The sequence below is a fragment of the Hymenobacter bucti genome (assembly GCF_042681145.1).
In the GTDB taxonomy this organism is placed as follows: Bacteria; Bacteroidota; Bacteroidia; order Cytophagales; family Hymenobacteraceae; genus Hymenobacter; species Hymenobacter bucti.
The window spans coordinates 687063-710614 of sequence record NZ_JBHUFD010000001.1 but is presented as its reverse complement, the minus strand read 5'-3'; the positions used below and the strand labels follow the sequence as shown (position 1 = coordinate 710614).

Here is a 23552-nt window from a genome sequence, read left to right as displayed (position 1 = left end):
GCACTTATGCAAGGGCCCAGGCAAATTTTATTCCCTACCCCCTTTTTAATCCAAAGAAAATTCCCAAGCTAAGGTCCGAAAACCTCAACTTGGGAATCAATTCTTAGCAGCTGGTTAGACTACCAGCTAGACTTCGTCACGCCGGGAATCTTGCCAGCCAGCGCCATTTCGCGGAAGCGAACGCGGCTGATGCCAAACTTACGCATGTAGCCACGGGGACGGCCGTCAATCATGTCGCGGTTGTGCAGGCGCACGGGCGACGCGTTGCGGGGCAACTTGTCGAGGCCAGCGTAGTCACCGGCAGCTTTCAGGGCCTTACGCTTCTCAGCGTAGCGGGCTACCAGGGCAACGCGCTTGCGGGCCCGGGCTTTGATGGATTCTTTAGCCATTATTCAGCTTCCTTTTTAGCGTTAGCGAAGGGCATACCAAAAGCACGGAGCAGCTCGTAGCTCTGCTCGTCGTTTTCGGCCGTCGTTACGAAGGTGATATCCATACCGGAGATGCCTTTGATTTTATCAATCGAAATCTCAGGGAAGATAATCTGCTCCTTCACGCCGAGGGTATAGTTACCCCGGCCGTCGAAGCCCTTATCGTTGATGCCTTTGAAGTCCCGCACGCGGGGCAAGGCTACCGTCAGCAGACGGTCCAGGAATTCGTACATCCGCTCGCCGCGCAGCGTTACGCGCGCACCGATGGGCATACCTTCCCGGAGTTTGAAGTTCGAAACCGAGCGCTTAGCGATGGTCGGAACAGCTTTCTGACCGGTGATGGTCGTCAGCTCCTCTACCCCGTTGTCAACCAATTTCTTGTCAGCAACAGCGGCACCGATGCCACGGTTGATGCAGATTTTGGTGATGCGCGGTACCTGCATGATGCTCTTGAACTGGAATTTCTCCTGGAGCGCGGGTACTACTTCTTTCTGATATTTATCTTTCAGTCGAGCCATTATCGTAGCGAATTAAGCGTTGGCCGAATCAACCTTCTTCACGTTCGAAACGTGCATGGGGCTCTCGATTTTGGTGATGCCACCCTGGGGGTTCTTGGCACTCGGCTTGTTGTGCTTCGTTACCAGGTTCAGGCCTTCTACGATAACGCGCTGCGTAGAGCGGTTAACTGATTTAATGGTGCCGGTTTTGCCGCGCTCGTCGCCGGCAATAACCTTCACGAGGTCGCCGGACTTCACGTGCAGGTGCACGGCCGGGGCTTTTGCTTTGGTTGCCATTGGTTAGATTACTTCGGGGGCCAGCGATACGATTTTCATGAACTGCTTCTCGCGCAGCTCACGGGCTACTGGCCCGAAGATGCGCGTGCCGCGGGGCTCGTCGTTGTTGTTGAGCAGTACGGCAGCGTTGTCATCGAAGCGGATGTAAGAACCATCTTTACGACGGATTTCCTTCTTCACGCGCACGATAACAGCCTTGCTAACAGTACCTTTCTTGGCATTGCCCGAAGGAATAGCCGACTTGATAGCTACCACGATTTTATCGCCAACCGTAGCGTACTTCTTGCCCGTGCCACCCAATACGCGGATGCAGAGCACTTCCTTGGCGCCGCTATTGTCGGCTACCGTGAGGCGGGATTCTTGCTGTATCATCGTTCAGGATTATTTAGCACGTTCAACAATTTCAACCAAGCGCCAGCGCTTGGTCTTGCTCAGGGGGCGGGTGCTCATGATGCGCACCAGGTCACCTTCGCCACACTCGTTTTTCTCGTCGTGGGCGTGGAACTTGGTGGTCTTGCTCACGAACTTGCCGTAAATCGGGTGCTGGTGTTTTGCAACTACCGCAACCGTGATGGACTTATCCATCTTGCTGCTGGTCACCTTGCCCACGATTTCTTTCCGCATGTTGCGGTCCGAAGCATTGTCGTGAGCCGGCAACAGGTTTTCTTGAGTCGGTTCCATTACTAGGCTTTGTTAGAGGCCTGCTCATTGTTCCGACGCGAAACTTCCGTTTGCAGGCGAGCAACGGTTTTGCGGTTGGCCTTCAAGCGGCCGGGGTTTTCGAGCGGGCTGATAGCGTGCGCGAAGCGCATCTGCTGACCGTTGGTTTGCTCAGTTTTCAGCTGGGTGCGCAGGTCGTCGACCGACAGGGCGCGAATTTCTTCGTTTTTCATCGGATTAAGCAACGTTATCTACGTAGTCGCGACGAACTACAAAAGAGGTACGAACCGGCAGCTTTTGAGCAGCCAGACGCAGCGACTCTTTTGCGGTTTCGAGGCTCACGCCATCCGATTCAAACATGATTTGGCCAGGCTTCACGCAGGCTACCCAATACTCGGGCGAACCTTTACCCTTACCCATCCGCACTTCAGCAGGCTTCTTGGTAATTGGCTTATCTGGGAAAATGCGAATCCATACTTGCCCTTCGCGTTTCATGGCACGGGTCATGGCAATACGGGCAGCCTCAATCTGGCGAGCCGTAATCCAAGAGATTTCCAGTGACTTAAGCGCGAACGAACCGAAGTCTATGGAGCTGCCGCGGTAGGCTAGGCCTGTTACGCGACCCTTTTGCATCTTGCGATACTTGGTCCTTTTCGGTTGTAACATTTGAGTAAAAAAAGAAAACTTGAAAAATATTAGCAGTGAACTGTACCCTGAACGAAATGATTCAGGATACGGCTCAGACTAGTTTATTGTAACCTAGCGACGGGGACCGCCACCTTGGCCGCCGCGGTTGCCACCGCCAGCGGGGCCACCACCTTGACCACCACGGGGAGCACCGCCACCCTGGCCGCCTTGGCCACCACGAGGGCCGCCTTGACCGCCACCAGCGGCGCCGTCACGACGCGGGCCACGGTCGCCATCGCGACGCGGACCACGGTCGTTGCGGTCACCATCGCGGCGCGGGCCACGGTCGCCACCACGGCCACCACGGTCATCACCACCCTGCTGACCAGCAGGCACTTGGTTGGGCGAGAGGTCTGGCTTGCCGAATACCTCACCGCGCATTACCCACACCTTGATGCCGATTTTGCCATACACCGTTTGGGCTTCCGACAGGGCATAGTCGATGTCGGCGCGCAGCGTGTGCAGCGGGGTACGACCTTCTTTGTACTGCTCCGAGCGAGCAATCTCGGCACCACCTAGGCGGCCACCGCACTGAATTTTGATGCCTTCAGCACCAGCCCGCATAGCAGCCTGGATAGACATCTTCATAGCGCGACGGAACGAGATACGAGCAGCCAGCTGCTGAGCGATGCTCTCGCCTACTAGGCGAGCGTCCAGCTCGGGGCGCTTAATCTCGAAGATGTTGATTTGAACGTCCTTCTTGGTAATTTCCTTGAGTTCGTCCTTAATCTTATCTACCTCCTGGCCGCCTTTACCGATTACCACACCCGGACGAGCCGTGTTGATGGTGATGGTAATCCGCTTCAGGGTGCGCTCGATAACGATGCGCGAGATACCACCCTTTTGGATACGGGCGTTGATGTACTTGCGGATTTTCTCGTCCTCAACGAGTTTGTCGGCAAAATCCTTGCCGCCGTACCAGTTTGAGTCCCAGCCTTTAATAACGCCGAGTCGGAAACCGACGGGATTTACTTTCTGTCCCATGATTGATTAAGCGTTGGCGGGGGTTTCAGTGGGGGTAGCAGCTGCGAGGCGAGTTAGAGCATTCAGCTCTTTCTTCGACATCTGCGACTCACGCTGCGGACCAACCGTCAGCGTGATGTGGTTCGAGCGCTTGCGGATGCGGTGACCACGGCCCTGGGGGGCGGGGCGCAGACGCTTCAGCTGACGTCCTTCGTCCACCGAAATCTCGGTGATGCAAAGGTTGGCGTCTTCGATGCGCTCCTCGGGGTTCTTCTGCTGCCAGTTGGCCAAGGCCGACAAAAGCAACTTCTCAACCTTCTCGGCACCCGAGTTGGCTTCGAAACGAAGCAGACCGAGGGCCTGGGTTACGCGCTTACCGCGAACCAGATTGGCTACCAGGCGCATCTTGCGCGGCGAGGTAGGCACGTTACGGAGTTTGGCTACTGCTTCCATCTTAACGCTTGCCTTTATCTTTTTTGGCGACGTGACCACGGAAGTTGCGCGTGGGCGCAAACTCGCCGAGCTTGTGGCCGACCATGTTTTCAGTTACATAGACCGGGATGAACTTGTTCCCGTTGTGGACTGCGAAGGTGTGACCCACGAAGTCAGGCGAAATCATTGAGCGGCGCGACCAAGTCTTTACCACCGATTTTTTGCCAGCGCTTTCCAGCGCTTCTACCTTCTTCTCGAGCCGGAAGTCAATGTACGGCCCTTTTTTGAGTGAACGTGCCATATATTACTTCTTGCCTTTGCGGCTGACAATCAGGTTCTCAGAATACTTGTTCTTGTTGCGGGTCTTCTGACCCTTAGCGAAGATACCGTTACGGCTACGTGGGTGACCACCCGACGATTTACCTTCACCACCACCCATTGGGTGGTCAACAGGGTTCATGGCTACACCACGAACGCGGGGACGACGGCCAGCCCAACGGTTGCGACCGGCTTTGCCCATCACAACGTTCATGTGGTCACCGTTCGATACCGTACCAACCGTGGCGGTGCAGGTAACGAGTACCATGCGCATCTCGCCGGAAGGCAGCTTGAGGGTAGCGTAGCGCTCCTCACGAGCCACGAGCTGGGCATATGTGCCAGCCGAGCGAGCGATAGCGGCACCCTGACCGGGCTGCAACTCGATGTTGTGAACGATAGTACCGAGGGGCATTTCGCGGAGCGGCAAGGCATTGCCAACTTCGGGAGCTACACCGGGGCCCGATACGATAACGGTATCTACATTCAGGCCCGCGGGGGCGATGATGTAGCGCTTCTCGCCGTCGGCGTAGTGCAGCAAGGCAATACGAGCGGTACGGTTAGGGTCGTACTCGATGGTCTTCACCGTGGCCGGAACACCGGCTTTGTCACGCTTGAAGTCCACGATACGATACTGGGTCTTGTGTCCACCGCCGATGTAGCGGTTCGACATTTTACCCGAAGAGTTACGACCGCCGCTCTTTTTGAGCGAGGTCAGCAACGACTTCTCCGGCGTCGACGTGGTTAGCTCGTCGAAGGCCGGGGCCACGCGGAAGCGTTGGCCTGGCGTGGTTGGTCTGAGTTTTTTAAGTGCCATTACTAGCTAGTTGGGCTTTTGCGGCGAAGGCAATTAGATATTGCCGTAGAAATCGATGATATCACCGTCCTTCAGGGTCACGACGGCTTTTTTGCCATGAGCGCGACGACCCGAAACCTGGCCACCTTTGGTAGCCTTCGACTTGATTTTGCCAATCGTGCGCATCGTGTTGATGCCGGTCACGGTGACGCCATAAAGCTGCTCGATGTCTTTTTTAATCTGCACCTTGTTGGCCGTGCGTTCCACTTCGAATACGTAGCGGCCGGTTTCGGTGAGGCTAGTAGCCTTCTCGGTGATAATGGGGCGTTTTAGCGTGCTCATTATTCGGCGGAGTTATTAGCGGTCTCGGTATACAGTTGCTCCAGCGAACGCAGGCCATCCTCGCTCAAGAGCAGGGTGTCGGTGTTCAGCAGGTCGTGGGTGTTGAGGCCCACGGCGGTCGAAATCTTCACCTTTTGCACGTTGCGGGCGCTCAAGAGCAGGTTTTTGTCGGCAGCCTCGCCAGCCACGTACAAGGTCTTGCGACCGTTGTTGAGCTTCAGGCCATCCAAAACGGCCACGAAGTCCTTCGTGCGGGGCGCGCTGAACGCCAAGTTTTCAACCAGAGCAACTTTGCCTTCGCGAGCCAGCACCGAAAGGGCCGACAGACGCGCAACACGCTTGGTTTTCTTGTTCAGCTTGAAGCTGTAGTCACGCGGGCGCGGACCGAACATGCGGCCACCACCAACGAACACACCCGACTTCATCGAACCAGCACGAGCACCACCGGTGCCTTTCTGCTTCTTCAGTTTCTTGGTTGTACGGGAGATTTCGGCGCGCTCCTTCGATTTGTGCGTACCCTGGCGCTGGTTGGCCAGGTACTGCTTCACGTCGAGGTACATGACGTGCTCGTTCGGCTCGTGGCCGAACACGGCGTTGGACAGCGTAACCTTGCGGCCGGTGTCTTCGCCTTTGCTATTGAATACGGACAGTTCCATCTCTAGTAAGCTTAGCAGGTTATTTCTCTAGGAACACGTAGCCATTCTTGGCACCGGGCACTGAGCCGCTTACCAGAATCAGGTTCTTGTCAGCGACAATACGCATCACCTTCAGGTTCTGAATCTTGACGCGGTCGGTACCCATGCGGCCACCCATGCGCATTCCTTTGAATACGCGCGAAGGCCAAGAGCACGCACCGATAGAACCGGGGTGACGCAGACGGTTGTGCTGACCGTGGGTTTGACCACCCACGCCTTGGAAGTTGTAGCGTTTTACAACACCCTGGAAACCTTTACCTTTCGAGGTACCAACTACGTCGACAAACTCACCTTCTTCGAACAGCGTGGTTTCAACCGTGCTGCCCAGCGTGAACGTGGCGATGTCGTCGGTGCGGAACTCAACGAGGCGTTTCTTGGGGGTGGTGCTGGCTTTGGCGAAGTGGCCAGCCAGGGCCTTAGTAGTACGTTTAGCCTTCTTCTCGCCATAAGCGAGCTGAACAGCGTTATAGCCGTCGTTTTCGACAGTTTTAACCTGCGTCACTACGCACGGACCCGCTTCGATGAGCGTGCAGGGAATGTTTTTCCCGTCCGGAGTGAAGAGGCTTGTCATACCGATTTTTTTACCGATGATGCCAGGCATTCTAGTGGATATTAAATGACACAAAAAGAAAAGGCCCGAGTGGCCTTTTCGCTAAGGGAGTGCAAAGGTAGGGAGAATATCTGGGAAATACCAGAGTAGCGGAGAAATAATTGTAGCAATGAGGCATTTAGCTCTCACTCCTCTCCTAAATGATATCATTAAGCTGTATTAAACGAAAAGCCCCGCCGGCCAATAACCAACGGGGCTTTCTGTTACTTCAAGCACTAGGCTCACACTTTAATTTCAACGTCAACGCCGCTGGGCAGTTCCAGCTTCATCAGCGCGTCTACCGTCTTGCTGCTGGTCGAGAAGATGTCAACCAAGCGCTTGTACGTGCAAAGCTGGAATTGCTCCCGGCTCTTCTTATTCACGTGGGGCGAGCGCAGTACGGTGTACTTCTCCTTCTCCGTAGGCAACGGAATGGGACCACTTACAATAGCACCGGTCGCTTTAACCGCTTTCACGATTTTCTCGGCCGATTTATCGACCAAGTTGTGGTCGTAGCTTTTCAGCTTGATTCTGATTTTCTGGTTCATTGTGTTTAGAGGCCGATTGCCTCAAGGGTGTGACAAGCTGAAATAATACTAGGCGCGGGTGCCTTTGGTTTTGGCCACGATGGCCTCAGCCATGTTGGTGGGCACCGTCTCGTAGTGCGAGAAAGTGAGCGAAGCCGAAGCACGGCCCGACGACAGCGTGCGTAGGTCAGTTACGTAGCCGAACAGTTCCGACAGCGGCACATCGGCTTTGATAATCTGAGCACCGGCTTTTGTGTCCATACCTTTCATCAAACCGCGACGACGGTTCAAGTCACCAGTTACGGGACCCGTGTATTCGTCAGGGCAAACTACTTCAACAGCCATAATGGGCTCAAGCAGTTTCGGACCAGCCTTGCGGGCGGCTTCGCGGAAACCGTCACGAGCAGCGAGTTCGAACGACAGGGCGTCTGAGTCAACGTCGTGGAACGAGCCGTGGTAGAGGCGCACCTTCATGGTTTCGATGGGGAAGCCAGCGAGGGGACCACGCTTCATTGCTTCTTCAAAACCCTTCTGGATGGGCTGGATGAATTCACGGGGAATAACACCACCTACAATGGCGTTGTCGAACTCCATACCGGGCTTTTCGGGCTCAGTCTCTTTCGGACCAAGTTCAAACACGATGTCGCCGAATTTACCGCGGCCACCGGTTTGCTTCTTGTACGTCTCGCGGTGGTCAACCTTCTTTGTGAGGATTTCTTTGTAGGCAACCTGAGGTGCACCCTGGTTGATTTCTACTTTGAATTCCCGACGCATCCGGTCGATGATGATTTCAAGGTGCAACTCGCCCATACCACGCAGGATGGTCTGGCCAGTTTCCTCGTCCGTGTTAACGCGTAGCGTGGGGTCTTCCTCGATGAGCTTGGCGATAGCCATACCCATTTTGTCAACGTCAGCCTGCGTCTTCGGCTCGATAGCGTAGCCGATTACCGGCTCAGGGAACGACATCGACTCAAGAACCAGCGGGTTCTTCTCATCGGTGAGCGTGTCACCCGTTTTGATGTCCTTGAAACCAACGCCAGCCGCAATATCACCAGCTTGGATGCTGTCGATTTGGTTCTGCTTGTTAGAGTGCATCTGCATGAGGCGCGAAATACGCTCCTTCTTGCCGGTGCGGTTGTTCAGCACGTACGAACCACCGTTCAGCACACCGCTGTAACAGCGGAAGAAGCACAAGCGGCCTACGTAGGGGTCGGTAGCGATTTTGAACGCAAGAGCAGTGAAAGGCTCCGTATTGTCGGGGTGACGCTCAATTTCCTCGCCGTTATCGGGGTTGGTACCGATGATGGCGGGCATGTCGAGGGGCGATGGTAGGTAGGCCATTACGGCATCCAGCATCGTCTGTACACCCTTGTTTTTGAAGGCCGAGCCACACAATACGGGCGAGAACTTCATGTCGATTACCGCTTTGCGGATAACGACCATCATTTCTTCGCGGGTAATACTTTCTGGGTCCTCGAAGAATTTCTCCATCAAGGTGTCATCGTAGTCGGCTACGCTCTCGATGAGCTTCTCGCGCCACTCAGCTACCGTGTCCACGAGGTCTTCGGGAACCGGCACTTCGTTGTACGATTTGCCTTCGGTCGAGTCGTCCCACACAATGGCTTTGCCAGTGAGCAAGTCAACTACGCCTTTGAACGTGTCTTCAGCACCAATCGGGATTTGCAGCGGCACGGGGTTAGCGCCGAGCTTATCCTTGATTTCGGCCACTGCCTTGAAGAAGTCAGCGCCGGCACGGTCCATCTTGTTGACGAAGCAAATGCGGGGAACGCTATACTTGTCAGCCTGACGCCATACGGTCTCCGACTGCGGCTCTACACCCGATACGGCGCAGAACAGGGCCACGGCACCGTCCAACACGCGCAGCGAGCGCTCTACTTCCACCGTGAAGTCAACGTGACCGGGGGTATCGATGAGGTTAATTTTATACTGGTGCGTGTCGGGAATCGAGTTGCCCTGCGCGTCAGTGGGGTAGTTCCAGAAAGTAGTCGTAGCAGCCGAAGTAATGGTAATACCGCGCTCCTGCTCCTGCTCCATCCAGTCCATCGTAGCAGCTCCGTCGTGCACCTCCCCAATTTTGTGGGTTTTGCCGGTGTAATACAGAATGCGCTCCGAAGTGGTCGTCTTGCCCGCGTCAATGTGGGCCATGATGCCAATATTGCGCAGGTATTGTAGCTCTTTGTTGACTGCCATTACGGTGGGTTAATTAGCGCGTTAGCGGATTGATGAGTTCAGGAGAGAAGACAACCAAAACTGGCTAAACATTCAATCTAAACCCATCAACCCGCTAAACGCCCGATGTATTAGAAACGGAAGTGCGAGAAGGCCTTGTTGGCCTCGGCCATGCGGTGGGTGTCGTCCTTTTTCTTAACGGCGGCACCTTCACCTTTAGCAGCAGCGATGATTTCGCCAGCCAGCTTGTCTTTCATGGTTTTCTCACCACGGCGACGAGCATACTGAATCAGCCACTTCGAACCAACAGCAATGCGGCGGTCGGCGCGCACTTCAATCGGCACCTGGAAGGTAGCACCACCTACGCGGCGGCTCTTAACCTCTACAGTCGGCATCACGTTATTCAACGCTTTGCGCCACATTTCGAGGCCGCTTTCCTTGGTGCGGGTCTCCACTTGCTCTACGGCATCGTAGAAAATGGTGTAGGCCAGGTTTTTCTTCCCGTCATACATCATGTAGTTGACGAAGCGGGTTACGAGCGTCTCCTTGAACTTGGGGTCCGGCAGGAGGATACGCTTTTTAGGTTTTGACTTGCGCATGGTTTATATAGTTGTCAGTTGTTAGCTGCTGACTAGCCGGGCGCTGAGCTTAATAACTCGGCGGATAGCTAGCCAGCAACTGACAACTAATAAATTACTTCTTCTTAGCGGGTGCGCCTTTGCCACCTTTGCCTGCCGCTGCTGCAGGCTGGCCGGGCTTCGGACGCTTGGCGCCGTATTTTGAACGACGCTGCAAACGACCGCTTACGCCGGCGGTATCGAGGGCACCACGGATGATGTGGTAACGAACACCTGGCAGGTCTTTTACCCGGCCTCCGCGAATGAGCACAATGCTGTGCTCTTGGAGGTTGTGGCCTTCACCGGGAATGTATGCGTTTACTTCCTTACCGTTGGTAAGGCGCACACGGGCCACTTTGCGCATAGCCGAGTTCGGCTTCTTAGGCGTGGTGGTATACACGCGAGTGCATACGCCCCGACGCTGCGGGCACGAATCAAGAGCAGGCGACTTCGACTTGGTAGTCAAAGCTTCCCGACCTTTCCGTACGAGTTGGTTGATGGTTGGCATTTAGCGATTGGTTGAACGGGAGCCGTTTGCCCCCAGAATTTTCAGGCCTGCAAAGGTAAGAAATTACTTTGGCAATAGCAAACTTGCTGAAAAAGTTAATCTTCCAGCATTGAGTCTTTTAGTAAACAGCACCCTAGGCCTCCCCTACCGCTCCGCCGAAGTTCATCGGATAGCTCGGCGTTTCTTGGTGCAACTTGATGGGGCCGTAGCTCTGCTCAAAGCGCTGGATGTTCTCTTCCAGTGCTGACAGCAGCCGCTTGGCGTGCTCGGGCGTGAGCACAATGCGAGCTTTCACCTTCGCCTTGGGCACGCCAGGCATCATGCGGATGAAGTCCACCACAAACTCACTGGTACTATGCGCAATCAGGGCCAGGTTGGCGTATTCACCTTCGGCTATCTCTTCGCTTAGCTCAATGTTGAGCGCGTTCGGGTCGGGGTTTTGGGGTTGGGATGGTTGCATTGGTCTAACTATTTTGCTTTTGCAGTTCTGCCTAAAAGCTTCAATTGCTTTGCACTCGCAAAAACAGTGAACAGTGATACTACGATGGTTAGAAGAGAGACAAGATAATTCAGATATTCTAGTTCGCTAGGGTCCGCACTTTCCTGATGGGCACTTTTATTAACGGTGTACAAAACCCATACAATAGCCTGATAGAGTATTAACCAGACCCCACTAGCAATGAGGATGAAATAGCCAAATTTCTTCATACTGACAAAGAAACAAAAAACCCCGACTAGCTGACGCTAGCCGGGGTTTCTCTTACAAACCTACATCAATCGTTAGTCCTGCACGGTCGTCGTCTCGCGCTTGGCACGCGAGGCGCGCTTGGCGGGGGCGGCGGGCTCGGCGGCCTGGGCGCTCTGGCGAGCGGCCAAATCCTCTTTTGAGGAAACCTCGATGCCCTGGTACTCGCGGAGGCCAGTACCGGCAGGGATGAGGTGGCCGACAATCACGTTCTCCTTCAGGCCCAGCAGTTCGTCGGCTTTGCCACGGATAGCGGCTTCGCTTAGCACCTTGGTCGTCTCCTGGAAGGATGCGGCTGAGATGAACGAAGCAGTACCCAGCGAAGCCTGCGTGATGCCTTGCAGCGTGGGCTTAGACACGGCGGGGTGCGCGTCGCGCACTTCGGCCAGCTTGAGGTCGCGGCGGCGGAGCGACGAGTTTTCATCGCGCAGCTTGCGGGAAGAGATAATCTGGCCAGCGCGCAACTCCGAAGAGTCGCCGGGGTCAGTTACTACTTTCATGTCGATGATAACATCGTTCTCTTCCATGAGCGAACCTTTATCAACCATCTGATTCTCCAGGAAGCTGGTATCGCCGGCGTCCATTACGAGCACTTTCTGCATCATCTGGCGGACGATAACTTCAATGTGCTTGTCGTTGATTTTCACACCCTGCAAGCGGTACACTTCCTGAATCTCATTCACTAGGTACTGCTGCACCGAGCTCGGACCCTGAATGTTCAGGATATCGCTCGGGGTGATAGCACCATCGGAGAGCGGGGCACCGGCGCGTACGAAGTCGTTGTCCTGCACCAGGATAAACTTCGACAGTGGCACCATGTACTTCCGCTTCACGCCGTCTTTCGACTCCACAAAGATTTCGCGGTTACCACGCTTCACCGAGCCGTAGGTTACCACACCGTCTATTTCCGACACTACGGCCGGGTTCGACGGGTTGCGGGCCTCGAACAGCTCTACTACGCGGGGCAGACCACCCGTAATGTCGCGGGTCTTGCCCACGGCACGCGGAATCTTCGCCAGAATGTGGCCGGCTTTCACTTTCGTGCCGTTCTCGACATTCAAGTGAGCGCCTACCGGCATCGAGTACGACTTGTCGGCATCGGCATCAGCGCCTTTGGCCGGAATCAGGATGACCGACGGGTTTTGCGCCTTGTCTTTCGACTCCATGATTACTTTCTCGCGGAAGCCCGTCTGTTCGTCGGTCTCTTCGCGGTAGGTAATGCCTTCGGTGAGGGCATCGTACTTGATGGTACCGTCGAACTCGGCCAAAATAACGGCGTTGTACGGGTCCCAGTTTACGAGTTCCTGGCCTTTCTCGACCTCGGTACCTTCCTTCACCAGCAGGAACGAGCCGTAGGGAACGTGATTCGAGATGAACACTTTACCCGTGCCTTTCTCCACGATGCGAATTTCGCCCGAGCGACCCATCACCACGTTGGTTTCGCCCCCTTCGGAGTTTACGCCAGCTACGGTACGGATGTCTTCGAACTCAACTACACCGGCGAACTTGGCGCGGATGTTTGGCTCTACCGAGATGTTCGATGCCGTACCACCTACGTGGAACGTGCGGAGCGTCAGCTGCGTGCCGGGCTCGCCAATCGACTGGGCAGCGATAACACCAACGGCTTCACCTTTCTGCACCATGCGGCCAGTGGCCAGGTTACGGCCGTAGCACTTGGCGCAGATACCGCGCTTGCTTTCGCAAGTCAGTACCGAGCGAATCTCTACCGACTCGATACTAGTAGCATCGATGCGACGAGTGATTTCTTCGGTAATCTGCGAGCCAGCCAGCAGGATAACCTCCTCGGTCAGCGGGTCGATGATATCGTGCACGTTAGTACGACCTAGGATACGCTCGGAGAGCGGCTCCACGATATCCTCGTTGTCCTTCAGCGCGAAGGTTTCGGTACCGCGCAGCGTGCCGCAATCCGGCTCGTTCACGATAACGTCCTGCGAAACGTCTACCAGACGACGGGTCAGGTAGCCGGCGTCAGCCGTCTTCATAGCCGTGTCAGCCAGACCTTTACGCGCACCGTGAGTCGAGATAAAGTACTCGATTACGTCAAGGCCTTCTTTGAAGTTCGACAGAATCGGGTTTTCGATAATCTCGCCTACCGAGCCTTGGAGCGACTTTTGGGGCTTGGCCATCAGGCCACGCATACCGCCGAGCTGACGAATCTGCTCGCGCGAGCCACGGGCGCCCGAGTGCATCATCATGTAGATGGAGTTGAAGCCCTGGTTCTCCTTTTCGAGGCGACCCATCAGCGTCTCCGTAATCTGCGAGTTGATGCGTGTCCAAACGTCGATTACCGCGTTATAGCGTTCGTTGTTCGTAATCAGACCCATCTGGTAGTTCTGCGTTACGGCAGCTACTTCAGCTTGCGCCTGCTTGATGAGTACATCTTTCTCTTTCGGAATCTGGATATCGCCCAGACCCATGCTCAAGCCGCCTTTGTAGGCCGACTGGAACCCTAGGGTCTTGATGTCATCGAGGAAAGCCGCCGTGCGGGCCATGCCCGTACGCTTGAATACCATCGAGATGATTTGCTGAAGCTTCTTCTTCGTCAGCAGTTCATCCACGAAACCTACTTCCTTGGGCACGAGCTGGTTGAAGAGCACGCGGCCGGCTACGGTTTCAATAATTTTTGGCACCAAATCGTCGTTGGCATCGCGCACCATAGTTTTCACCTTGATGTAAGCGTGCTTCGACAGTTGCTTCTCGTTGAGCGCAATCACGACCTCTTCGTCCGAGTAGAACGTCCGGCCTTCGCCTTGGATTTTCTCTTCGTCCGTCGAGCGCTTGCCCTTGGTCACGTAGTACAAGCCCAGAACCATGTCCTGCGACGGTACCGCGATGGGCGCGCCGTTGGCGGGGTTCAGGATGTTGTGCGACGCCAGCATTAGCATCGAGGCCTCCAGGATAGCGGCCGGCCCGAGGGGCACGTGCACAGCCATCTGGTCACCGTCAAAGTCAGCGTTGAAGGCCGTACAAACGAGCGGGTGCAGTTGGATAGCCTTGCCCTCGATGAGGCGCGGCTGGAACGCCTGGATACCCAAGCGGTGCAGCGTAGGAGCCCGGTTAAGCAATACTGGGTGGCCTTTCAGCACATTCTCCAGGATGTCCCATACCACGGCGTCCTTGCGGTCCACGATTTTCTTAGCCGACTTCACAGTTTTCACGATACCGCGCTCGATGAGCTTGCGGATGATGAACGGCTTGAACAGCTCGGCCGCCATGTTCTTGGGCAGGCCGCACTCATGCAGCTTCAGCTCAGGACCCACGACGATTACCGAACGACCCGAGTAGTCGACCCGCTTACCGAGCAGGTTCTGACGGAAGCGGCCCTGCTTGCCTTTCAGCATATCGGACAGCGACTTCAGGGCGCGGTTACCTTCGGCGCGCACGGCGTTCACCTTACGCGAGTTGTCGAAGAGCGAATCGACGGCCTCTTGCAGCATACGCTTTTCGTTCCGCAGAATCACCTCGGGCGCTTTGATTTCAATCAGGCGCTTGAGGCGGTTGTTGCGGATGATAACGCGGCGGTACAAGTCGTTCAAGTCGGAGGTAGCGAAACGGCCACCATCCAACGGCACCAGCGGACGCAGTTCGGGCGGAATCACCGGCACCATGCGGATTACCATCCACTCGGGGCGGTTTTCCACGCGGGTAGCGGCATCGCGGAAAGCTTCTACTACGCGCAGACGCTTCAAGGCTTCCGCCTTACGCTGCTGCGAGGTCTCGTGCGCAGCCGAGTCGCGGAGCGAGTAGCTCAGTTCGTCAAGGTTGATGCGCTCGAGCAGCATTTGCAGCGCGTCGGCACCCATTTTGGCGATGAACTTTTGCGGGTCATCGTTGGGTAGCATTTGGTTTTCGCGGGGCAGCTTGTCAATGATGTCCAGGTACTCATCCTCCGTGAGGAAGTCGAGCTGCTGCACACCTTCTTCGGCTTGCACGCCAGGCTGCACCACTACGTAGCGCTCGTAGTAGATAATCTGGTCGAGCTTCTTGGTGGGCAAGCCCAGCAAGTAGCCGATTTTGTTCGGCAGGCTCTTGAAGTACCAGATGTGGGCTACGGGCACCACCAGTTCGATGTGGCCCATGCGCTCACGGCGCACCTTCTTCTCGGTCACCTCCACGCCGCAACGGTCGCAAATGATGCCCTTGTAGCGGATGCGCTTGTATTTGCCGCAATGGCACTCCCAGTCCTTCACCGGGCCGAAAATCCGCTCGCAGAACAAGCCACCCATCTCGGGCTTGTAGGTGCGGTAGTTAATCGTTTCCGGCTTTACTACCTCGCCCGTGCTACGCTCCAGAATTCCTTCCGGCGAAGCCAACGAGATAGTAACCTTCGAGAAGTCCTGTACTAACTTCTTGTTTTTTGCGAAAGCCATTAGGTTGATTTATTAGCTGTTAGCTGTTTGGCTTTTAGCTGTTAGAGTATCTTCTAACAGTTCGACGCTACGAAAAGTGCTCTACAGGTCGGACAGGTACGCCGCGCAGTAGTTTTTCGTCAGGCCTTAAGTTCTCACTATCTATAAGCGCCCGATTCCTTTTACTACCCTGACCTGTCTCGGGATAGCTGTTTCGTATCGGCGGCGCCTCACCTATTCTTTATAACTACTAGGTACCCTAGGCAGCATTTATACCGGAGTTGGCTACCTAGGGCAACCAACTCCGGCACATTACTTAGTCCAGCGAAATCTCCAACGCCAGACCACGGAGCTCGTGGATAAGTACGTTGAACGACTCGGGGATATTCGGCTTGGGCAAGTTGTCGCCTTTTACAATGGCTTCATATGCCTTGGCACGACCTACCACGTCATCCGACTTGATGGTCAAGATTTCTTGCAGCACGTTAGCAGCCCCGAAGGCTTCCAGCGCCCACACTTCCATCTCGCCGAAACGCTGACCACCGAACTGCGCCTTACCACCCAGCGGCTGCTGTGTGATGAGCGAGTACGGCCCGATGGAACGAGCGTGCATCTTGTCGTCAACCAAGTGACCTAGTTTGAGCATGTAAATCACACCCACGGTCACCGGCTGGTCGAAGCGGTCGCCGCTCAAGCCATCGTACAGGTAAGCCCGGCCCCAATCGGGGAGGTCAGCTGCAGTCAGTTCCTTAGCAACTTCGTCTTCGGTAGCACCGTCGAAAATCGGGGTAGCGTAGGTGCGACCCAATTTCAGACCAGCCCAACCAAGTACGGTCTCGTAAATCTGACCGATGTTCATCCGGCTTGGTACACCTAGGGGGTTCAGGACGATGTCCATTGGCGTGCCGTCGGGCAGGAAAGGCATGTCCTCATCGCGCACGATGCGGGCTACCACGCCTTTGTTACCGTGGCGACCGGCCATTTTATCACCCACCTTCAGCTTACGCTTCTTGGCGATGTAAACCTTGGCAAGCTGCACGATGCCAGCGGGCAATTCATCACCTACTTCCAGCGTGAAGCGGTCGCGCTTGAAGCGTGCAGTGATGGTGTTGCGACGCTTCGCGTAGTTCTTGATGAGCTGTTGCAACAGCTCGTTCACGCGGTTGTCGGCAGTCCAGTGGTCGAGCTGCAGGTCCTTGAAGAGATTCACCTCTTCCGGCACTGCGTAGTTGCTCTCGTCACGGTAGGCGTTCTTGTCGGGGAACAGCGCTTCGCTGATGTTCTTCCGGTTGAATTTCACACCTTTCGTCAGTACGTCGTCACCGAAACGGTGCTTGATACCCTGCGAAGTTTTGCCTTCCAGCAAGCCTACCAGCTTATCAATCATGATAGCCTTCACGCCGCGCAAATCGCGGGCGTAGCCTTCTTTCAGGTCTTCAACTTCCTTCTTCGACTTGGCACGCAGGTTCTTGTCCTTCTTAGGACGCGAGAATAGCTTGGTGCCAATAACCACCCCGTTGAGGGAGGGCGGCGCCTTAAGCGAAGCATCCTTCACATCGCCGGCTTTGTCACCGAAGATGGCGCGGAGCAGCTTCTCTTCCGGAGTCGGGTCGGTTTCGCCCTTCGGCGTAATCTTGCCGATGAGGATGTCGCCTTCCTTCACCTCCGCACCTAGGCGGATGATGCCGTTGTCGTCGAGGTTACGCACGGCTTCTTCGCTTACGTTCGGAATCTCCGAGGTCAGCTCTTCTTCGCCGCGCTTGGTCTCGCGCACTTCCAGCTCAAACTCCTCGATGTGAATCGAAGTGAAAATGTCGTCGCGTACCACGCGCTCCGAGATGACGATGGCATCCTCGAAGTTGTAACCCTGCCAAGGCATAAAGGCTACCTGCATGTTGCGACCTAGGGCCAGCTCACCTTTGTTCGTGCCGTAGCCTTCGCAAAGCACCTGACCTTTGGTCACACGCTCGCCGTTTTTAACGAGCGGCGTGAGGTTGAGGCAAGTGTCCTGGTTGGTGCGGCGGAACTTGATGAGGCTGTACGTCTTGCGGTCCGCGTCAAAGCTTACCGACAGTTCGTCCTCGTTCAGGTCGTACTTAATGATGATGCGGTTCGCATCGACCGAGTCCACGTAGCCATCGCCTTCGGCAATGATGAGCGAGCGCGAGTCGATAGCCGTGCGGCCTTCCAGACCCGTGCCCACAATCGGGGCTTCGGGGCGGAGCAGCGGCACTGCCTGGCGCTGCATGTTCGAGCCCATGAGCGCACGGTTGGCGTCATCGTGCTCCAGGAACGGAATCAACGAAGCAGCTACCGATACAATCTGGTTCGGGGCCACGTCCATGTAAGTGTACTCTTCCGGTCCAACGACCGGGAAGTCACCTTCAAAACGGCCTTTCACCAGCGTCTGCGTCATCTGGCCGTCGTTATTGAGCAGCGAGTTAGCCTGCGCGATGTGGTGCGTATCCTCTTCCTCTGCGGTCAGGAACTTCACATTCGAGCTCATGTCCACCGAGCCGGATTTCACCGTGCGATAAGGCGTTTCGATGAAGCCCATCGAGTTCACGCGAGCGTGCACGCAAAGCGACGAAATCAGACCGATGTTCGGGCCTTCCGGCGTTTCAATAGTGCAAAGACGACCGTAGTGCGTGTAGTGCACGTCACGTACCTCAAAGCCAGCGCGCTCACGCGACAGACCTCCTGGCCCGAGCGCCGATACACGACGCTTGTGCGTCACCTCGGCTAACGGGTTGGTCTGGTCCATGAACTGCGACAGCTGGTTGGTGCCGAAGAACGAATTAATCACGCTCGAAAGCGTGCGGGCATTAATCAGGTCAACCGGCTTGAAGTCCTCGTTGTCACGCACGTTCATGCGCTCCTTAATGGTACGCGCCATGCGGGCCAGGCCCACGCCGAACTGGGCGTAGAGCTGCTCCCCTACCGTGCGTACACGACGATTGCTCAAGTGGTCAATGTCATCGACAATGGCCTTTGAGTTAATCAAGCCAATCAGGTACTTCACAATCAGCACGATGTCCTGATTGGTCAACACCCGCGACTGTTGCGCCATGTCAATCTGCAGCTTCTTGTTAATCCGGTAGCGGCCTACTTCCCCAAGGTCGTAGCGCTTGTCCGAGAAGAACAGCTTCTGGATGATATCACGCGCAGTCTCTTCGTCAGGAGCCTCCGTGTTACGGAGCTGACGGTAAATCTGCTCAACCGCTTCTTTCTCTGAGTTCGAGTTGTCCTTCTGCAAGGTGTTGTAAATGATTGCGAAATCCGCAATGTTCACATTCTCCTTGTGCAGGATAACCGACTTGGCACCAGCCTCCACGATAGTGTCGATGTCAGCTTCCTCGATAATCGAGTCACGCTCCAGCAACACTTCGTTCCGGTCGATAGAAACTACCTCGCCGGTATCCTCGTCCACGAAGTCTTCCGTCCAGGTGCGGAGCACCCGGGCGGCGAGCTTGCGGCCCACAGCCTTTTTGAGAGTTTTCTTATCAGCCTTAAGCTCTTCGCTCAAGCCGAACAGGTCCAGAATGTCCTTATCCGTGCCGTAACCGATGGCGCGCAGCAGCGTCGTAACCGGAAACTTCTTCTTCCGGTCGATGTAGGCGTACATCACGTTGTTCACGTCCGTGGCAAACTCAATCCACGAGCCTTTGAACGGGATAATCCGGGCCGAATACAGCTTCGTGCCGTTGGTGTGCTTGCTCTGGGCAAAGAACACGCCCGGCGAACGATGCAGCTGCGATACGATAACGCGCTCGGCACCGTTGATAACAAACGAGCCCTTTTCCGTCATGTACGGAATGTTGCCCAAGAACACTTCCTGCTCAATCGTCTGGAAGTCTTCGTTGTCCTTGTCGTTGCAAATGAGCTGCAATTTGGCCTTCAGTGGCACTGCGTAAGTCAGGCCGCGGTCAATGCACTCATCCACCGTGTATTTCGGTGGGTCAACGTGATAATCGATAAAGTTCAGCACGAAGTTTTCGCGCGAGTCCGAAATCGGAAAGTTCTCGGCAAATACCTTGAACAAGCCTTCATTGGTCCGGCTAGAAGCGGCCGTTTCGAGCTGAAAGAACTCTTGGAACGACTGCACTTGCACGTCCAGAAAGTCCGGGTACTCGATAACTTTTCTAATCTTGGCGAAATTAATTCGCTCACTGGCCCCAGTCAGGTGTTTGACTTCGGCGGCCTCAGTTGCTTGCGGTGTAGCCAATTGGAAAGGTTTTAAAAATGTACACGTAAGCTAGTATAGTTACGCGAGTTAACTCTTTTATCAACCTAAGTCTGGAAGGTTGCTTTTACACCTGCACCTACGGTAAAAGCCTTCAGACAAACTCAGGCGTGTTGAGCGCAGCAAAGGACCTTACCACGTTGATTGTCAGATGAGTCCGAAACTCTTGCGACTAGTAACGTGATAAGGTCCTCGTATTTTGCTTCGCTCCATGCGGAATGATAGAAGAAGAAAACTGCTAACGTAAGACAACCAAAAGCAAAAGCTTTGAGTTGCAAAAGGTAACTTATTCTCCTACAAACAGGAAAAGACCTGGCTAAGTGCCAGGCCTAATCCGAGTCGGGAGCAAGCCCGTAGGCGAACCTACTTAACTTCTACTTCAGCGCCAGCTTCTTCAAGCTGCTTCTTCAGTGCTTCGGCTTCGTCCTTGGTGATGCCTTCTTTCAGGGGCTTGGGAGCACCATCAACCAGTTCTTTAGCCTCTTTCAGGCCCAGACCGGTCAGGTCTTTCACCAGCTTCACTACCTGCAGTTTAGCACCGCCAGCAGCTTTCAGGATTACGTCAAACGTAGTCTTCTCCTCGGGAGCTTCAGCAGCAGCAGCACCGCCTCCACCAGCCATCATTACGGGAGCAGCAGCAGCGGGCTCAATGCCGTACTCATCCTTCAGGATGCCTGCGAGTTCGTTTACTTCTTTAACGGTGAGGCTAACAAGCTGCTCAGCGAAGGCTTTCAAATCTGCCATTTCTGTAGATTATTAAAAAAAGGTTGTGTTGAAAATTGAAAGTTGAAAAGGATGAGCAGCGGTTAGCCAGCAGCTTCTTCTTTTTCGGAAAGCGTTTTGAGGATGCCAGCCAGTTTGTTGCCGCCGCTCGACAGAGCAGAGATAACGTTTTTGGCGGGCGATTGCAACAGGCCGATGAGTTCACCAATCAGTTCCTGCTTGCCTTTAACGGTGGTGAGGCCTTCGAGCTGGTCAGCACCGATGTAGATGCTGGAGTCAACGAAAGCACCTTTCAGCGCGGGCTTCGGCGTCACGCCACGGCCGTAGGCCTGCGCTTTGTAGAAGTCCTTGAGCAGCTTGGCGGGTGCGTTGCCGCTCTCTTTCGAGAACAAAACACCCGACTGGCCTTTCAGCGCTTCGTCCATCTCCGAAGTGTCGCCACCGAGGGTGTCGAGAGCTTTGCGGATGAACGAGTTTTTGTAGACTTTGAACTCCATGCCACGGGTGTAGCATAGACGACGGAAGTCGTTGATTTTCGCTACCGACATGCCCGAGGCATCGGCAATATAGAATGCGTTGTGCGACTGGAACTTCTCGCTCAACTCATCCACGAGGGCTTGTTTTTCTTCCCGATTCATGGTTGGTTGATGTTAATTAGCTAGCGGAAGAAACCGTGCTGTCTACCGGTACGCCGGGCGACATGGTGCTGCTCAAGGTGATGCTACGGATGTAGGTACCTTTCGACGAAGACGGCTTAAGGCGACCGAGCGTCTGGATTACTTCCAGCGCATTCTCAGCCAACTTAGTCGGGTCGAACGAAACTTTACCTACCGAGCAGTGAATGATACCGGTTTTGTCAACTTTGAAGTCGATTTTACCAGCTTTCACTTCTTGCACAGCCTTGGCTACGTCGGTGGTTACGGTGCCCGACTTCGGGTTCGGCATCAGGCCACGGGGGCCCAGTACACGACCCAAGCGGCCAACTTTCGCCATTACCGACGGCATGGTGATAATCACGTCGATATCGGTCCAGCCTTTCTCGATTTTAGCGATGTAGTCGTCCAAACCAACGAAGTCAGCGCCAGCTGCGGTAGCTTCGGCTTCTTTATCGGCGGGCACGAGGGCCAGAACGCGAACGACTTTGCCAGTGCCGTGGGGCAGGGTGGCTACACCACGCACCATTTGGTCGGCTTTGCGGGGGTCTACGCCGAGGCGTACGTCGATGTCAACCGAAGCGTCGAACTTCGTGAAGGTAATGTCCTTCACTACTTGCGCGGCTTCGAGCAGGCTGCGTACCTGCGTTAGGTCGAATTTGGCAAGGGCTTCCTTGCGCTTTTTGCTGATTGCTGCCATTGTGTATGTCCTCCGGTTAGTTATTCAGCAAAAGGCGAGTCGCCCTTTACGGTGATACCCATGCTGCGAGCCGTACCGGCTACTTGCTTCATGGCCGACTCCACTTTGAAAGCGTTCAAGTCGGGCATTTTGGTTTCGGCGATGGTACGAACCTGGTCCCACGTTACCGAACCCACTTTGTTACGGTTAGGCTCTTTCGAGCCAGCCTGCAACTTAGCGGCATCCATCAGGAGAACCGGTACCGGAGGAGTCTTGATGACAAAGTCAAAAGACTTATCCGTGTACATCGTAATCAGGACGGGGCAGATTTGGCCAGCTTTATCCTGGGTGCGAGCGTTGAACTGCTTGCAAAACTCCATGATATTCAAGCCTTTACTACCAAGCGCAGGTCCAATCGGCGGCGCGGGGTTCGCGGAGCCTCCCTTTACCTGAAGTTTCAGGTAACCTCTAATTTCTTTGGCCATTTGGTTAATAAAGCTGGGATTGGCGTGACGTAACTCGCGTCAACCTCAGTTCAGATAATACTCCTGTGTGGAAGCCCCGCCTGACCGGAGTGGATATCAGACGACGTATATTTTTGTTACTCTTTCTCGACCTGCGTGTAGCTCAGCTCTACGGGCTGGGCGCGGCCAAAAATTTTCACGATAACGTTGAGTTTCTTACGCTCTTCAAATACTTCGTTAACGTTGCCGCTGAAGCCGTTGAACGGGCCATCGATAACCTTCACCAGTTCGCCCACCGTGAAAGGAGTTTCGATTTCGGCTGATTTCTCTTCGGCCTCGTCTACTACCCCTAGCAAGCGGTTTACTTCGGTCAAAGACAGCGGAACCGGCTTGGCGTTGGTCGTTTTGGTTTCTTTGTCGCCCAAGAAACCAATTACCCCAGGCGTCGAGGTGATGATGTTCTGCACCTCGCCGTGCGTCAAATCCGAGTGGATGATGATGTAACCGGGATACAGATTCCGCTCGCGCACGCGCTTTTTGCCGTTACGCATCTCGAAAACCTTCTCCACCGGAATCAGCACCTGCGGAAGCAAGGCCTGCAAGTTGTGGCGACCGATTTCGGTCTCCATGTAGGTCTTAGCCTTCTTTTCTTGGCCGCTCACCGAGCGCACCACGTACCATTTTAGCTCTGCCATTCTTCGTAAAACCTAGCGAGCGAAAGACTGGTAGAATGCGTCAAGAGCTTTGTTGAAGCTCACATCCATCACGCCAACTACGGCCGCGAATACCAGGGAACCAAGGAGTACCAGGCCGGCGCTCTTTTGCAGCTCGGTGGTCGAGGGCCACGTTACGTTGTAACGCATTTCCTCGATGGTATCGCGGAAATAGTTGTTCAGCTTAGCCATGTCGCAATCAAGCCGGTACCGGCGTAAAAAAGAGCCGCCGAACGGCGGCCCTAGGTGGCACGAGTGGAGAGATTCGAACTCCCATCAAAGGTTTTGGAGACCTCTATTCTACCCTTGAACTACACTCGTGGGTAACAAACCCGCTCACACTATTTGCTTACGGGAGTGCAAAGGTAGTAAAACTTTGCTAGTTAGACAATACTTACTGAATAACTAATAAAGTTTAT

Annotated in this window: 28 protein-coding genes and 1 tRNA gene; all 29 read right to left on the bottom strand. The window is 54.9% G+C overall.

Annotation, left to right across the window (positions count from 1 at the left end; translation table 11 throughout):
• Positions 1–119: 119 nt before the first annotated feature.
• The 29 genes from rpsN to ACFSDX_RS02705 all read right to left on the bottom strand — a co-directional run bounded on the left by rpsN (position 120) and on the right by ACFSDX_RS02705 (position 23454).
• A complete protein-coding gene (gene rpsN, locus ACFSDX_RS02845) occupies positions 120–389 on the bottom strand; it encodes a 30S ribosomal protein S14 (RefSeq protein WP_144846881.1) in 270 nt (89 codons plus the stop codon).
• Positions 389–946, bottom strand: a complete 558-nt coding sequence (gene rplE, locus ACFSDX_RS02840) for a 50S ribosomal protein L5 (RefSeq protein ID WP_133656908.1) — start codon at positions 944–946, stop codon at positions 389–391. Before rplE ends, rpsN begins: the two co-directional genes overlap by 1 nt.
• Positions 947–958: 12 nt before the next feature.
• A complete protein-coding gene (gene rplX / locus ACFSDX_RS02835) occupies positions 959–1222 on the bottom strand; it encodes a 50S ribosomal protein L24 (protein ID WP_151086035.1) in 264 nt (87 codons plus the stop codon).
• 3 nt (positions 1223–1225) lie between these two features.
• A complete protein-coding gene (gene rplN, locus ACFSDX_RS02830; RefSeq protein ID WP_068340463.1) occupies positions 1226–1594 on the bottom strand; it encodes a 50S ribosomal protein L14 in 369 nt (122 codons plus the stop codon).
• A gap of 9 nt (positions 1595–1603) precedes the next feature.
• Positions 1604–1903, bottom strand: coding sequence for a 30S ribosomal protein S17 (gene rpsQ / locus ACFSDX_RS02825; RefSeq protein ID WP_133656906.1), 300 nt, complete (start codon positions 1901–1903; stop codon positions 1604–1606).
• A gap of 2 nt (positions 1904–1905) precedes the next feature.
• Positions 1906–2115 (bottom strand): 50S ribosomal protein L29, encoded by a 210-nt coding sequence (rpmC, locus tag ACFSDX_RS02820; protein ID WP_133656905.1) that lies wholly within the window; start codon positions 2113–2115, stop codon positions 1906–1908.
• 4 nt (positions 2116–2119) lie between these two features.
• Complete coding sequence (gene rplP, locus ACFSDX_RS02815; RefSeq protein ID WP_133656904.1) at positions 2120–2548, bottom strand: 50S ribosomal protein L16; 429 nt, start codon at positions 2546–2548, stop codon at positions 2120–2122.
• 93 nt (positions 2549–2641) lie between these two features.
• Positions 2642–3553 carry a 30S ribosomal protein S3 gene (gene rpsC, locus ACFSDX_RS02810; protein WP_382311671.1) on the bottom strand — a complete coding sequence of 304 codons (912 nt, stop codon included), beginning with the start codon at positions 3551–3553 and terminating at the stop codon, positions 2642–2644.
• Positions 3554–3559: 6 nt separating this feature from the next.
• Positions 3560–3985 carry a 50S ribosomal protein L22 gene (gene rplV, locus ACFSDX_RS02805; RefSeq protein WP_382311670.1) on the bottom strand — a complete coding sequence of 142 codons (426 nt, stop codon included), beginning with the start codon at positions 3983–3985 and terminating at the stop codon, positions 3560–3562.
• 1 nt (position 3986) lies between these two features.
• Entirely contained in the window at positions 3987–4265 is a 279-nt protein-coding gene (gene rpsS, locus ACFSDX_RS02800) for a 30S ribosomal protein S19 (protein ID WP_068340444.1), read from the bottom strand.
• A gap of 3 nt (positions 4266–4268) precedes the next feature.
• The gene (rplB, locus tag ACFSDX_RS02795; RefSeq protein ID WP_133656901.1) at positions 4269–5096 is read right to left on the bottom strand and encodes a 50S ribosomal protein L2; all 828 of its coding nucleotides are present in this window, start codon (positions 5094–5096) and stop codon (positions 4269–4271) included.
• 33 nt (positions 5097–5129) lie between these two features.
• On the bottom strand, positions 5130–5417 hold the full coding sequence (rplW, locus tag ACFSDX_RS02790; RefSeq protein ID WP_068340438.1) for a 50S ribosomal protein L23: 288 nt from the start codon (positions 5415–5417) through the stop codon (positions 5130–5132).
• A complete protein-coding gene (gene rplD / locus ACFSDX_RS02785) occupies positions 5417–6073 on the bottom strand; it encodes a 50S ribosomal protein L4 (protein ID WP_382311669.1) in 657 nt (218 codons plus the stop codon). Before rplD ends, rplW begins: the two co-directional genes overlap by 1 nt.
• A 19-nt stretch (positions 6074–6092) precedes the next feature.
• Positions 6093–6713 (bottom strand): 50S ribosomal protein L3, encoded by a 621-nt coding sequence (gene rplC, locus ACFSDX_RS02780; protein ID WP_382311668.1) that lies wholly within the window; start codon positions 6711–6713, stop codon positions 6093–6095.
• 230 nt (positions 6714–6943) lie between these two features.
• The gene (rpsJ, locus tag ACFSDX_RS02775) at positions 6944–7249 is read right to left on the bottom strand and encodes a 30S ribosomal protein S10 (protein WP_068340426.1); all 306 of its coding nucleotides are present in this window, start codon (positions 7247–7249) and stop codon (positions 6944–6946) included.
• Between the two features lie 48 nt (positions 7250–7297).
• The gene (fusA, locus tag ACFSDX_RS02770) at positions 7298–9439 is read right to left on the bottom strand and encodes an elongation factor G (protein ID WP_382311667.1); all 2142 of its coding nucleotides are present in this window, start codon (positions 9437–9439) and stop codon (positions 7298–7300) included.
• Positions 9440–9549: 110 nt separating this feature from the next.
• A complete protein-coding gene (rpsG, locus tag ACFSDX_RS02765; RefSeq protein ID WP_133656894.1) occupies positions 9550–10017 on the bottom strand; it encodes a 30S ribosomal protein S7 in 468 nt (155 codons plus the stop codon).
• A gap of 94 nt (positions 10018–10111) precedes the next feature.
• Positions 10112–10543: a 30S ribosomal protein S12 gene (rpsL, locus tag ACFSDX_RS02760; protein WP_068340417.1), complete on the bottom strand. Its 432-nt coding sequence runs from the start codon at positions 10541–10543 to the stop codon at positions 10112–10114.
• A 133-nt stretch (positions 10544–10676) separates the two neighbouring features.
• Positions 10677–11003, bottom strand: a complete 327-nt coding sequence (locus ACFSDX_RS02755) for a DUF3467 domain-containing protein (RefSeq protein WP_144846832.1) — start codon at positions 11001–11003, stop codon at positions 10677–10679.
• A gap of 8 nt (positions 11004–11011) precedes the next feature.
• Entirely contained in the window at positions 11012–11251 is a 240-nt protein-coding gene (locus ACFSDX_RS02750; protein ID WP_382311666.1) for a hypothetical protein, read from the bottom strand.
• A 72-nt stretch (positions 11252–11323) separates the two neighbouring features.
• Positions 11324–15679: a DNA-directed RNA polymerase subunit beta' gene (gene rpoC, locus ACFSDX_RS02745; protein ID WP_382311665.1), complete on the bottom strand. Its 4356-nt coding sequence runs from the start codon at positions 15677–15679 to the stop codon at positions 11324–11326.
• Positions 15680–15974: 295 nt separating this feature from the next.
• Positions 15975–19841: a DNA-directed RNA polymerase subunit beta gene (gene rpoB, locus ACFSDX_RS02740; RefSeq protein WP_382312317.1), complete on the bottom strand. Its 3867-nt coding sequence runs from the start codon at positions 19839–19841 to the stop codon at positions 15975–15977.
• 423 nt (positions 19842–20264) lie between these two features.
• On the bottom strand, positions 20265–20645 hold the full coding sequence (gene rplL, locus ACFSDX_RS02735; RefSeq protein ID WP_382311664.1) for a 50S ribosomal protein L7/L12: 381 nt from the start codon (positions 20643–20645) through the stop codon (positions 20265–20267).
• Between the two features lie 62 nt (positions 20646–20707).
• Positions 20708–21262, bottom strand: a complete 555-nt coding sequence (rplJ, locus tag ACFSDX_RS02730) for a 50S ribosomal protein L10 (protein WP_382311663.1) — start codon at positions 21260–21262, stop codon at positions 20708–20710.
• A 16-nt stretch (positions 21263–21278) separates the two neighbouring features.
• Entirely contained in the window at positions 21279–21977 is a 699-nt protein-coding gene (gene rplA / locus ACFSDX_RS02725) for a 50S ribosomal protein L1 (RefSeq protein ID WP_382311662.1), read from the bottom strand.
• A 20-nt stretch (positions 21978–21997) separates the two neighbouring features.
• A complete protein-coding gene (gene rplK, locus ACFSDX_RS02720; RefSeq protein WP_382311661.1) occupies positions 21998–22441 on the bottom strand; it encodes a 50S ribosomal protein L11 in 444 nt (147 codons plus the stop codon).
• 116 nt (positions 22442–22557) lie between these two features.
• Complete coding sequence (gene nusG / locus ACFSDX_RS02715) at positions 22558–23115, bottom strand: transcription termination/antitermination protein NusG (protein ID WP_382311660.1); 558 nt, start codon at positions 23113–23115, stop codon at positions 22558–22560.
• A gap of 12 nt (positions 23116–23127) precedes the next feature.
• Entirely contained in the window at positions 23128–23325 is a 198-nt protein-coding gene (gene secE / locus ACFSDX_RS02710; RefSeq protein WP_382311659.1) for a preprotein translocase subunit SecE, read from the bottom strand.
• Positions 23326–23380: 55 nt separating this feature from the next.
• A tRNA-Trp gene (locus ACFSDX_RS02705) sits at positions 23381–23454 on the bottom strand.
• Between the last annotated feature and the right edge of the window lie 98 nt (positions 23455–23552).

Coding starts and splice junctions, on each gene's coding strand:
- rpsN (WP_144846881.1), bottom strand. CDS start 389: ATGGCTAAAGAATCCATCAAAGCCCGGGCCCGCAAGCGCGTTGCCCTG.
- rplE (WP_133656908.1), bottom strand. CDS start 946: ATGGCTCGACTGAAAGATAAATATCAGAAAGAAGTAGTACCCGCGCTC.
- rplX (WP_151086035.1), bottom strand. CDS start 1,222: ATGGCAACCAAAGCAAAAGCCCCGGCCGTGCACCTGCACGTGAAGTCC.
- rplN (WP_068340463.1), bottom strand. CDS start 1,594: ATGATACAGCAAGAATCCCGCCTCACGGTAGCCGACAATAGCGGCGCC.
- rpsQ (WP_133656906.1), bottom strand. CDS start 1,903: ATGGAACCGACTCAAGAAAACCTGTTGCCGGCTCACGACAATGCTTCG.
- rpmC (WP_133656905.1), bottom strand. CDS start 2,115: ATGAAAAACGAAGAAATTCGCGCCCTGTCGGTCGACGACCTGCGCACC.
- rplP (WP_133656904.1), bottom strand. CDS start 2,548: ATGTTACAACCGAAAAGGACCAAGTATCGCAAGATGCAAAAGGGTCGC.
- rpsC (WP_382311671.1), bottom strand. CDS start 3,553: ATGGGACAGAAAGTAAATCCCGTCGGTTTCCGACTCGGCGTTATTAAA.
- rplV (WP_382311670.1), bottom strand. CDS start 3,985: ATGGAAGCAGTAGCCAAACTCCGTAACGTGCCTACCTCGCCGCGCAAG.
- rpsS (WP_068340444.1), bottom strand. CDS start 4,265: ATGGCACGTTCACTCAAAAAAGGGCCGTACATTGACTTCCGGCTCGAG.
- rplB (WP_133656901.1), bottom strand. CDS start 5,096: ATGGCACTTAAAAAACTCAGACCAACCACGCCAGGCCAACGCTTCCGC.
- rplW (WP_068340438.1), bottom strand. CDS start 5,417: ATGAGCACGCTAAAACGCCCCATTATCACCGAGAAGGCTACTAGCCTC.
- rplD (WP_382311669.1), bottom strand. CDS start 6,073: ATGGAACTGTCCGTATTCAATAGCAAAGGCGAAGACACCGGCCGCAAG.
- rplC (WP_382311668.1), bottom strand. CDS start 6,713: ATGCCTGGCATCATCGGTAAAAAAATCGGTATGACAAGCCTCTTCACT.
- rpsJ (WP_068340426.1), bottom strand. CDS start 7,249: ATGAACCAGAAAATCAGAATCAAGCTGAAAAGCTACGACCACAACTTG.
- fusA (WP_382311667.1), bottom strand. CDS start 9,439: ATGGCAGTCAACAAAGAGCTACAATACCTGCGCAATATTGGCATCATG.
- rpsG (WP_133656894.1), bottom strand. CDS start 10,017: ATGCGCAAGTCAAAACCTAAAAAGCGTATCCTCCTGCCGGACCCCAAG.
- rpsL (WP_068340417.1), bottom strand. CDS start 10,543: ATGCCAACCATCAACCAACTCGTACGGAAAGGTCGGGAAGCTTTGACT.
- ACFSDX_RS02755 (WP_144846832.1), bottom strand. CDS start 11,003: ATGCAACCATCCCAACCCCAAAACCCCGACCCGAACGCGCTCAACATT.
- ACFSDX_RS02750 (WP_382311666.1), bottom strand. CDS start 11,251: ATGAAGAAATTTGGCTATTTCATCCTCATTGCTAGTGGGGTCTGGTTA.
- rpoC (WP_382311665.1), bottom strand. CDS start 15,679: ATGGCTTTCGCAAAAAACAAGAAGTTAGTACAGGACTTCTCGAAGGTT.
- rplL (WP_382311664.1), bottom strand. CDS start 20,645: ATGGCAGATTTGAAAGCCTTCGCTGAGCAGCTTGTTAGCCTCACCGTT.
- rplJ (WP_382311663.1), bottom strand. CDS start 21,262: ATGAATCGGGAAGAAAAACAAGCCCTCGTGGATGAGTTGAGCGAGAAG.
- rplA (WP_382311662.1), bottom strand. CDS start 21,977: ATGGCAGCAATCAGCAAAAAGCGCAAGGAAGCCCTTGCCAAATTCGAC.
- rplK (WP_382311661.1), bottom strand. CDS start 22,441: ATGGCCAAAGAAATTAGAGGTTACCTGAAACTTCAGGTAAAGGGAGGC.
- nusG (WP_382311660.1), bottom strand. CDS start 23,115: ATGGCAGAGCTAAAATGGTACGTGGTGCGCTCGGTGAGCGGCCAAGAA.
- secE (WP_382311659.1), bottom strand. CDS start 23,325: ATGGCTAAGCTGAACAACTATTTCCGCGATACCATCGAGGAAATGCGT.